The organism is Mesorhizobium sp. M7A.F.Ca.MR.245.00.0.0 (assembly GCF_003997415.1).
GTDB lineage: Bacteria > Pseudomonadota > Alphaproteobacteria > Rhizobiales > Rhizobiaceae > Mesorhizobium.
Map to the genome: position 1 here is coordinate 23,605 of NZ_RZTE01000058.1, position 8,027 is coordinate 31,631.

10 protein-coding genes are annotated in these 8,027 nt (G+C 63.3%); 7 read left to right on the forward strand and 3 right to left on the reverse strand.

What is annotated here, in order from left to right; translation table 11 throughout:
* A partial coding sequence (locus EOB80_RS31890) for an ATP-binding cassette domain-containing protein (RefSeq protein ID WP_245466493.1) occupies window positions 1–1,121 on the forward strand: 1,121 nt, incomplete at its 5' end.
* 20 nt (window positions 1,122–1,141) lie between these two features.
* Here the strand turns inward: EOB80_RS31890 and EOB80_RS31895 are convergent.
* On the reverse strand, window positions 1,142–1,573 hold the full coding sequence (locus tag EOB80_RS31895) for a TerB family tellurite resistance protein (protein ID WP_127268808.1): 432 nt from the start codon (window positions 1,571–1,573) through the stop codon (window positions 1,142–1,144).
* A gap of 147 nt (window positions 1,574–1,720) precedes the next feature.
* Here EOB80_RS31895 and EOB80_RS31900 point away from each other — a divergent pair, with 147 nt between their 5' ends.
* The 4 genes from EOB80_RS31900 (at window position 1,721) to EOB80_RS31915 (ending at window position 4,153) form a co-directional block, all read left to right on the forward strand.
* Window positions 1,721–2,506: a TSUP family transporter gene (locus tag EOB80_RS31900; RefSeq protein ID WP_127331885.1), complete on the forward strand. Its 786-nt coding sequence runs from the start codon at window positions 1,721–1,723 to the stop codon at window positions 2,504–2,506.
* A gap of 52 nt (window positions 2,507–2,558) precedes the next feature.
* Window positions 2,559–2,729, forward strand: a complete 171-nt coding sequence (locus EOB80_RS31905) for a hypothetical protein (RefSeq protein ID WP_127268806.1) — start codon at window positions 2,559–2,561, stop codon at window positions 2,727–2,729.
* A 102-nt stretch (window positions 2,730–2,831) separates the two neighbouring features.
* The gene (locus tag EOB80_RS31910; RefSeq protein WP_127331887.1) at window positions 2,832–3,662 is read left to right on the forward strand and encodes an AraC family transcriptional regulator; all 831 of its coding nucleotides are present in this window, start codon (window positions 2,832–2,834) and stop codon (window positions 3,660–3,662) included.
* A 71-nt stretch (window positions 3,663–3,733) separates the two neighbouring features.
* Window positions 3,734–4,153 carry a VOC family protein gene (locus tag EOB80_RS31915; RefSeq protein ID WP_127331889.1) on the forward strand — a complete coding sequence of 140 codons (420 nt, stop codon included), beginning with the start codon at window positions 3,734–3,736 and terminating at the stop codon, window positions 4,151–4,153.
* An 18-nt stretch (window positions 4,154–4,171) separates the two neighbouring features.
* On the opposite strand, the gene EOB80_RS31920 is transcribed toward EOB80_RS31915, so the two are convergent.
* Together EOB80_RS31920 and EOB80_RS31925 are read right to left on the reverse strand one after the other, a co-directional pair.
* Window positions 4,172–5,644, reverse strand: coding sequence for a cobyric acid synthase (locus tag EOB80_RS31920; RefSeq protein WP_127331891.1), 1,473 nt, complete (start codon window positions 5,642–5,644; stop codon window positions 4,172–4,174).
* The gene (locus tag EOB80_RS31925) at window positions 5,644–6,258 is read right to left on the reverse strand and encodes a dimethylsulfonioproprionate lyase family protein (RefSeq protein WP_127320791.1); all 615 of its coding nucleotides are present in this window, start codon (window positions 6,256–6,258) and stop codon (window positions 5,644–5,646) included. The genes EOB80_RS31920 and EOB80_RS31925 overlap by 1 nt, the downstream gene beginning before the upstream one ends.
* A gap of 136 nt (window positions 6,259–6,394) precedes the next feature.
* Here EOB80_RS31925 and EOB80_RS31930 point away from each other — a divergent pair, with 136 nt between their 5' ends.
* A complete protein-coding gene (locus EOB80_RS31930; RefSeq protein ID WP_127331893.1) occupies window positions 6,395–7,564 on the forward strand; it encodes an isobutyryl-CoA dehydrogenase in 1,170 nt (389 codons plus the stop codon).
* A 36-nt stretch (window positions 7,565–7,600) separates the two neighbouring features.
* Window positions 7,601–7,969, forward strand: coding sequence for a four helix bundle protein (locus tag EOB80_RS31935; RefSeq protein WP_127331895.1), 369 nt, complete (start codon window positions 7,601–7,603; stop codon window positions 7,967–7,969).
* Window positions 7,970–8,027 lie beyond the last annotated feature (58 nt).

Genomic DNA, 8,027 nt, shown 5'->3' on the forward strand with positions numbered 1-8,027 from the left:
AGCTGCTGGTCGCCGACGAGCCGACGACGGCGCTCGACGTGGTGCTGCAGGCGCAGATCCTCGACCTCTTGCGCGACCTCGTCGCCGAGAGCCGCATGGGCCTGCTCCTGATCTCGCACGACCTCGCCGTGGTGACCGAGATGGCGGACCGCATCACTATCCTGCGCCGCGGCGAGGTTATGGAAGCCGGCGACACTGCGCGCACGCTGTCCGAACAGCTCCATCCCTACACGCGCCAGCTGGCGCAGGCCTCGATGCATGTGCCGGCGCGCGCCAGGCCGCATGGCATCGAGACGAGCCGACCTTTGCTTCAGGTCGAAAGCGTGACACGCGACTATCCCGGACGGCGCACCTCATTGTTCAAACGCGCGCCTGGCATCCGCGCCGTCGACGATGTCTCGCTGTCGATGGCGCCGGGTCAGTCAGTGGCGCTGGTCGGCAGATCCGGCTGCGGCAAGTCAACCCTCGCCCGCATGATCCTGGCGCTGGACCGGCCAAGCTCGGGCACGATCCGGTTCCGAGGCGAGACCGTCACCGGCAAGAGCGAAGCCGAGCTGAAGCCGGCGCGACGTGACATGCAGGTCGTTTTCCAGGATCCCTACGGATCCTTCGACCCGCGTCAGAAGGTCGAAAAACTAGTCGCCGAACCCCTGCATGTGCTGGAGAAGCAGCCGACACGCACCGAGCGCCGCGAAATGGTGGCGCATGCGCTGCACGAAGTCGGCCTCGGCATCAGCGACATGGACAAATACCCGCATGAATTTTCCGGCGGCCAGCGCCAGCGCCTGTCGATCGCCCGCGCCATCATCACCCGCCCCAAGCTGGTCGTCGCCGACGAGCCGGTCTCGGCGCTCGACGTCTCGATCCGCGCCCAAATCCTTGATTTGTTCGCCGAGCTCAACCAGAAGCTCGGCATCGCCTATCTCTTCATCACCCATGACCTGACCGTCGCCCGCGCCATCACGGACGAGGTGCTGGTCATGCATGACGGCAAGGTCGTCGAGCGCGGCAAGACGAACGCGGTGCTCGACCACCCGCAATCCGAGGCGGCCAAGGCGCTTGTCACCGCCGCCCCTGATTTGCACCGGGCGATCGCGACGCGGCTGCGAGAGCAAGGCTGATCAGGAGAGAAGGCGTCCAATCACTCCTGCGGCTTCACCACATCGACCGGGCTGATATCGAGCAGGTCGAGCGTGCGGCGCAGAAGGCGCATCTCGCTCTCGGCCAGTTGCGAATCCGCCTTGGCGATCTCCGCCATATGTTTGGCCAATTGCCGGCGCCGCTCGACATCGAGGTCGCGGAACAGTGCGATCGCCTGCGAACCATTGGTCTCGTAGCCGAACTCGTTGAGATATTCGATGACGCTGTCGATGCTGCTTTCCGCAATGCCGAAGGCGTCCTTGCAGATGCGCCGGAAGACAACCATCTCGCTCTCGCTGACAGACCCGTCGGCCAGGATCATGCGAAACAGCATCAGCAGTTCCGCCGACAGGACCGGATCGTCCGCCACCTTGCGCACACCCGGGTCGCCGTCGAATATCTGACGTATCTGGTCCAGCAATGCGAATGCCATCAGGAGCCTCTTTCCGGGTTAACCACACAAATACAAATCCAAGCGCGATGCGCTTGGATAGAGGTAGCGCGGAATCGATCTTGCGCAAACAGGGCGGCCGTGGTCGAACGCCCGATATTTCAGCCGGCCGGACACCCCATACATCAGATGATCGACCTTAGCATCCAGACCGTCGCCATGCTCGCCTTCGCCGCCTTTGCCGCGGGCTTTGTCGATTCGATCGCCGGCGGCGGCGGACTGATCACCGTGCCGGCGCTGCTGCTTGCCGGTTTCACGCCGGTCCAGGCGCTCGCCACCAACAAACTGCAAGGCATGTTCGGCTCGGGCTCGGCGACCATCCACTATGCGTCGAAGGGTCATGTGGACCTCCGCCGGCAATTGCCGTCGGCGCTTCTGGCCCTTGTCGGAAGCGCCATCGGCGCCTTGCTGGCAACGATCGTGCCGGGTGACATTCTGCGGGCTGCCCTGCCTATCGTGCTGATCGCCATCGCGCTCTACTTCGCGTTCAAGCCCAACATGAACGACATCGACCGCGCCGAGCGCCTGTCGCCGTTCCTGTTCGGGCTGACCCTGGTGCCGGCCATCGGCTTCTATGACGGCCTGTTCGGGCCGGGTGCAGGCTCCTTCTACATGCTGGCCTTCGTGGCACTTGCCGGCTACGGCGTGCTCAAGGCGACGGCGCATACCAAGCTGCTCAACTTCGCATCCAACATCGGCGGCTTCATCGTCTTCGCGGCCTTCGGCGTCGTCTACTGGAAGATCGGCCTGATGATGGGCGTTGCCCAGTTCCTCGGCGCCCGCGTCGGCGCCAGCCTGGCCATGCGCATCGGCGCAAAACTGATCAAGCCGCTGCTGGTGATCGTGTGCCTGGCGCTTGCTGTGAAGCTGCTGGCCGACCCGGCGAACCCGCTGCGCGCTCTGATTGGTGTGTGATCACGCGCCCTGATAGAATGCCGCTGTTCGAATCATGTTGGAGGAGCCACACATGAATCTTAGCGCACCTACGCAGATCGTTTTTATCATTTCCGTTGTTATCGCCATCATCGGGGCACTCGCCGCGCTTGGCGTTCTTGCGTTCATTCCACTCGCATCGGTGTGGATTGTTCTTATTGCTTTCATCGTGCTTGCCGGCGGCTGCTTGATGCGCGGCGCCTGACCATTTCCCTTGAAGTGGGGACGAGGAGCGCCCGGCCAAAAGCCGGGCGCTTTTGATTCCGGCCCCGGGTCTGCTAGATTTGACGTGGCGCAAGGATGGCCGATGCCAGTCGAGATGCAACTCCAGCAAGAGCAGGACCGGTCCGTCGCCGGGCGGGTCGAGATGCGCCGGCGCCTGCCCGATCCTCGACTTCAGGGCATTGTGTCGGACATTTGCGGCTATCGCGAAATGACGCCCGGCCATATGCTCAACGTCGAATACGCGTCCCTCACCGTGCCACTGGTCATCAACTTCGCCGAACCCTTCGCCATCGGCCTCGGCAAGGCACCCGGCGACAATGACCGCTTCGCCAGTTTCGCCGCCGGCCTCTTTGCCGGACCGGTGGTGATCGAATCCTTCGGCGGCGCCTGCTGCGTCCAGGTCAACTTCACGCCGCTTGGCGCACGCCGTTTCTTCCGCCTGCCGATGAGCGAACTGGCCGACAGCATGGTCGCCCTCGACGACGTGCTTGGCGCGCAAGGCTTGGCGCTGCGTGAAAAGCTTGGCAACGCGCCGGACTGGACGACGCGTTTCGACATGGCCGAAGCCTTCGTCACCGCCCGTCTCGAGAATGCCGCCGAGACGCCGCTTGAAATCGCCTGGGCCTATGACCGCATCATCGCATCCGGCGGCCGGACCCGCATTGGATCGATCGCCGAAAGGCTGGGCTGGAGCCGCAAGCATCTCGCCGGCAGTTTTTCCAACGCCATCGGCATCGGCCCCAAGACGCTGTCGCGCATCGTCCGCTTCAACCGGGCGCTCGGCCTGTCGAGACAGCCGACAGCCGATTGGGCGGATATAGCCGCCGATTGCGGCTATGCCGACCAGGCTCATCTGGTGCGGGAGTTTCGCGACCTCGCCGGCGAGACGCCAACCGCGCTCTCCGTCAGGTAACATTTCTTCAAGACGCCGAACCGGCCTTTGAGCAGAGTGGGTTAACGACCAACCCAACGAAGAAGGTTCCCATGCCCACCACCACTGAAGCGCCCCGCCTCTACCCCGCCTTGCGCTACAAGAACGCGGCAAGAATGATCGATTGGCTGGGCGAGGCTTTCGGCTTCAGCGTCCGTGCCCGCTATGGCGAAGGCGATGTCGTACACCATGCCGAACTGGTCTTCGGCTCTTCGATGATCATGATTGGCACGGTCCGCGACGACGACTACGGCAAGATGGTCGGCGAACCCGGCTCAGGCAGCGGCAAGTCGATCTACATTGCCGTCGACGACGCGGATGCCGCCTATGCCAAGGCCAGGAAGGCCGGCGCCACGATCATCCAGGAATTGACCAACCGCGACTATGGCAGCCGCGAGTTCATCTGCGGCGACCCGGAAGGCAACGTCTGGTCGTTTGGCACCTACTGGCCGAAGGCCGGCGAGAAGGCCTGAGCCAACCAGTGCCCCGAATTACCGCGCCAGTGCAAAAATCGCGTCGCAGTCGAGATGGGTCTCCAGCTCGGCTGCGACCTCGTCCAGCGCCCGCTCGACCTCGGCCCGGTAGTCGATGCCGCCGCCCTTGATGCCGAGGCTTTCGAGGAATCTCCCGCGAAAGCCGTCGGCGCCAAACAGGCCGTGCATATAGGTGCCGATCACCTTGCCGTCGGCCGACACCGCCCCGTCCTCGACACCATTGATGACAGCGGAAGGCCGCAGCGTATCCGGTCCGGTGGTGCGGCCGAGGTGGATTTCGTAGCCTTCGAGCGGCAAGTCGAATTGCACCGAACGGGCGCTGACGTTGCGCACCGTCTTTTCCGGTTCCATCACCGTTTCGACGTCGAGCAGGCCGAGCCCTTCGGCTTCGATGACGCTGCCTTCGATGCCGTCAGGGTCGCGCACTGTGCGGCCGAGCATCTGGAAGCCGCCGCAGATACCAACGACATGGCCGCCGCGCTTGCGATGGGCCAGCAAGTCGCGATCCCAGCCGTTCTCGCGGAATTTCAGCAGATCGCCGATCGTCGACTTGGAGCCCGGAATGACCACCAGCCCGGCATCGGCCGGCAGAGGCTTTCCCGGCGGCACGAACACCACCTCGACCTGCGGTTCGGCCTTGAGCGGGTCGAGATCGTCGAAATTGGCGATGCGGCCAAGCATCGGCACCGCCACCTTCAGCGCGCGTGCCTCACCGGACGCCAACCGCTCCAGCACCACCGAATCCTCCGAAGGCAGGCGCGCCGCCGCCTTCAGCCACGGCACCACGCCGAAACAGCGCCAACCCGTGAATGTCTCGATCGACTTCAGCCCATCGTCGAACAGCGAAATGTCGCCGCGGAACTTGTTGATGAGATAGCCGACGATCATGCGCCGGTCCTCCTCCGGCAGGATCAGATGCGTGCCGGCGACCGAAGCGATGACGCCGCCGCGATCGATGTCGCCGACCAGCACCACCGGCACGTCGGCGCGCGTGGCAAAGCCCATATTGGCGATGTCGCGGCTGCGCAGGTTGATCTCGGCCGGCGAACCCGCGCCCTCGACGATGACGAGATCGGCGCCCTCGCCGACCTTGCCCCAGGAGTCCAGAACGGCGTCCATCAACTGGCCCTTCATCGCCTGGTAATCACGCGCCCGCGCTTCTCCGAACATTTTGCCCTGCACGATGACCTGTGCGCCGACATCGGTCTGCGGCTTCAGCAGCACCGGGTTCATGTGGACCGAGGGTGCCACGCCGCAAGCGATCGCCTGCAGCCATTGCGCGCGGCCGATCTCGCCGCCGCCAGCTTTGTCGCCGGGAATATCGGCAACGGCGGCGTTGTTCGACATGTTCTGCGGCTTGAACGGCCGCACCTTCAACCCACGCTTCTTTGCCGCGCGGCAGAGGCCGGCGCCCAGCACCGTCTTGCCGACGTCGGAACCCGTGCCTTGCAGCATGATCGCTCTGGCCATCAGTCCCTGCCCTGCGCCAAGGTTCCGGTGATATCGGATTTCTGCGCCAGCGGCCCGCCGCGCCAGATGTACAGCGCCAGCAATGGGTCTTTGCCGGTGCGCATGGCGTGATTGACGTTGGACGCGTGGTGGACGACCTCGCCGGCCGTGCGCATGCAAAAGCCGCTCTCGCCCATGCGCCATTCGGTACCGCCGGTCAGCGGAATGTAGATTTCCTCGGCAATGTGATGGTGGTCGGGATAGACGATATCAGGCCCAAGGATCAGCACGCCGGCGGCGACAGCGTCATTGACGAAGTGGCCTCGGGTGCCGAACACTTCCAGCCAGCCGTATTTATCGATGAACTCTTTTCCGAAATCCGCCTCGCTGTAGGTCTGCCCCCAGCGGAAATCGTTGCGCCGTTCAGCAAGCAGTTGCACCAGCGGCTTGGCATCCGGCGGCGCCAGCTCTGCGGCGCGATCAAGATGACGCAGGCAGTTGAGCGGATGCGGCTCCAGCGTGCGAGCCGGCATGTCCCAGCCAATGCGCGCCACGGCATCGCGCACCAAGGCGTGATCCACGGAAGAAAGGTATGCGCGGAACCGGCCCAGCAGTTCATCGAATTTTGTCGTCACATCTTACTCCGAACATGCATTGATGCACAGCCGCTCCGCAGGGGATCGGGTTGCGCGGCGGCATCATTGGTCTAGATTGGTGCGCGCGCAAAGCCAAAAACGACAGGCCAACAGGTCGAAGATTAGGGAGCACGCCATGGACGCCGCGGTCGATGCGAGCACCAGCCAGTTCGAACTTAACGAGGAGCAGCGCGCCATCCAGGAGATGGCGCAGGCCTTCGCCGCAGACCGTGTCGCGCCAAATGCGCTCGACTGGGACCGTAACAAGCATTTCCCGGCCGATGTGATCCGCGAGACCGGCCCGCTCGGCCTTGGCGGCATCTATATCAGGGACGATGTCGGTGGCTCGGCACTTGGCCGGCTCGACGCCGTGCTGATCTTCGAGGCGCTGTCGCACGCCGATCCGGCTTTTTCATCGTTCATCTCTATCCACAACATGGTGGCCTCGATGATCGACCGTTTCGGCAATGACGAGCAGCGCCAGCGTTTCCTGCCGAAGCTGACCTCTATGGAATGGCTGGCGAGCTACTGCCTGACCGAGCCCGGCTCCGGTTCCGATGCCGCAGCCCTGAAAACGCGCGCGGTGAAGAGCGGCGGCGACTATGTCCTCAACGGCACCAAGCAGTTCATCTCGGGCGCCGGCGACAGCGATGTCTACGCCGTCATGGTGCGCACCGGCACTGAAGGGCCGAAAGGCATTTCCACCATCGTCGTGCCCAGAGATGCGCCAGGCCTCTCCTTCGGCGCCGACGAGCACAAGATGGGCTGGCATATGCAGTCGACCCGCCAGGTCATCTTCGAGGATTGCAAGGTGCCGGCGGAGAACCGTTTGTCCGGCGAAGGTGCGGGTTTCGGCATCGCCATGGCCGGGCTCGACGGCGGCCGTCTGAACATCGCCGCTTGTTCGCTGGGCGGCGCGCAGTCGGCGCTCGACAAGGCGCTTTCCTACACCGCCGAGCGCAAGGCCTTCGGCTCGAAGATCAACCAGTTCCAGGCGCTGCAGTTCAGGCTGGCCGACATGGAGACCGAACTGCAGGCGGCGCGTATTTTCCTCTATGCCGCCGCCGCGAAGCTCGACCGCAAGGCGCCGGACGCCGGCAAATGGTCGGCGATGGCCAAGCGCTTCGTCACCGATACCGGCTTCAATGTCGCCAACGACGCACTGCAGCTGCTCGGCGGCTATGGCTACCTGCACGACTACGGCATCGAGAAGCTGGTGCGGGACCTGCGGGTGCACCAGATCCTCGAAGGCACCAACGAGATCATGCGCGTCATCATCGCGCGGGCATTAATTGGAAGGCAGTAGGCAGTAGGCAGTAGGCAGTAGGCAGTAGGCAGTGAGATGACCGGCAAGATCAATTCCTACAAGGATCTTATCGTGTGGCAGCAGGGGATGGATCTGGCTGTCGCCACCTATTCTTTGACCAAGGCATGGCCAAAAGAGGAATTGTATGGGTTGACCAGCCAAATCCGCCGTTCAGCAACCTCTATTCCTGCAAACATCGCCGAAGGTTATGGCCGAGACAACAGAGGTTCCTATCAGCAATTTCTGAGGATTGCCCAAGGCTCGCTGAAGGAATTCGAGACACACCTCCAGATCGCTGAACGCATTGGCCTTGCCACGCATGATCAAGCTAGTCATTTGCTGACATCCACGGAGGGCATCGGCAAAATGCTTCGCCAGCTTATTTTCAAACTTGCACCCGAATAGACCCCTACTGCCTACTGCCTACTGCCTACTGCCTACTGCCTACTGCCTACTGCCTACT

Bases quoted from the DNA above. Each gene is read 5' to 3' on its own strand.
- EOB80_RS31900 (WP_127331885.1), top strand. From the start codon at position 1,721: ATGATCGACCTTAGCATCCAGACCGTCGCCATGCTCGCCTTCGCCGCC.
- EOB80_RS31910 (WP_127331887.1), top strand. From the start codon at position 2,832: ATGCCAGTCGAGATGCAACTCCAGCAAGAGCAGGACCGGTCCGTCGCC.
- EOB80_RS31905 (WP_127268806.1), top strand. From the start codon at position 2,559: ATGAATCTTAGCGCACCTACGCAGATCGTTTTTATCATTTCCGTTGTT.
- EOB80_RS31915 (WP_127331889.1), top strand. From the start codon at position 3,734: ATGCCCACCACCACTGAAGCGCCCCGCCTCTACCCCGCCTTGCGCTAC.
- EOB80_RS31930 (WP_127331893.1), top strand. From the start codon at position 6,395: ATGGACGCCGCGGTCGATGCGAGCACCAGCCAGTTCGAACTTAACGAG.
- EOB80_RS31895 (WP_127268808.1), bottom strand. From the start codon at position 1,573: ATGGCATTCGCATTGCTGGACCAGATACGTCAGATATTCGACGGCGAC.
- EOB80_RS31920 (WP_127331891.1), bottom strand. From the start codon at position 5,644: ATGGCCAGAGCGATCATGCTGCAAGGCACGGGTTCCGACGTCGGCAAG.
- EOB80_RS31935 (WP_127331895.1), top strand. From the start codon at position 7,601: ATGACCGGCAAGATCAATTCCTACAAGGATCTTATCGTGTGGCAGCAG.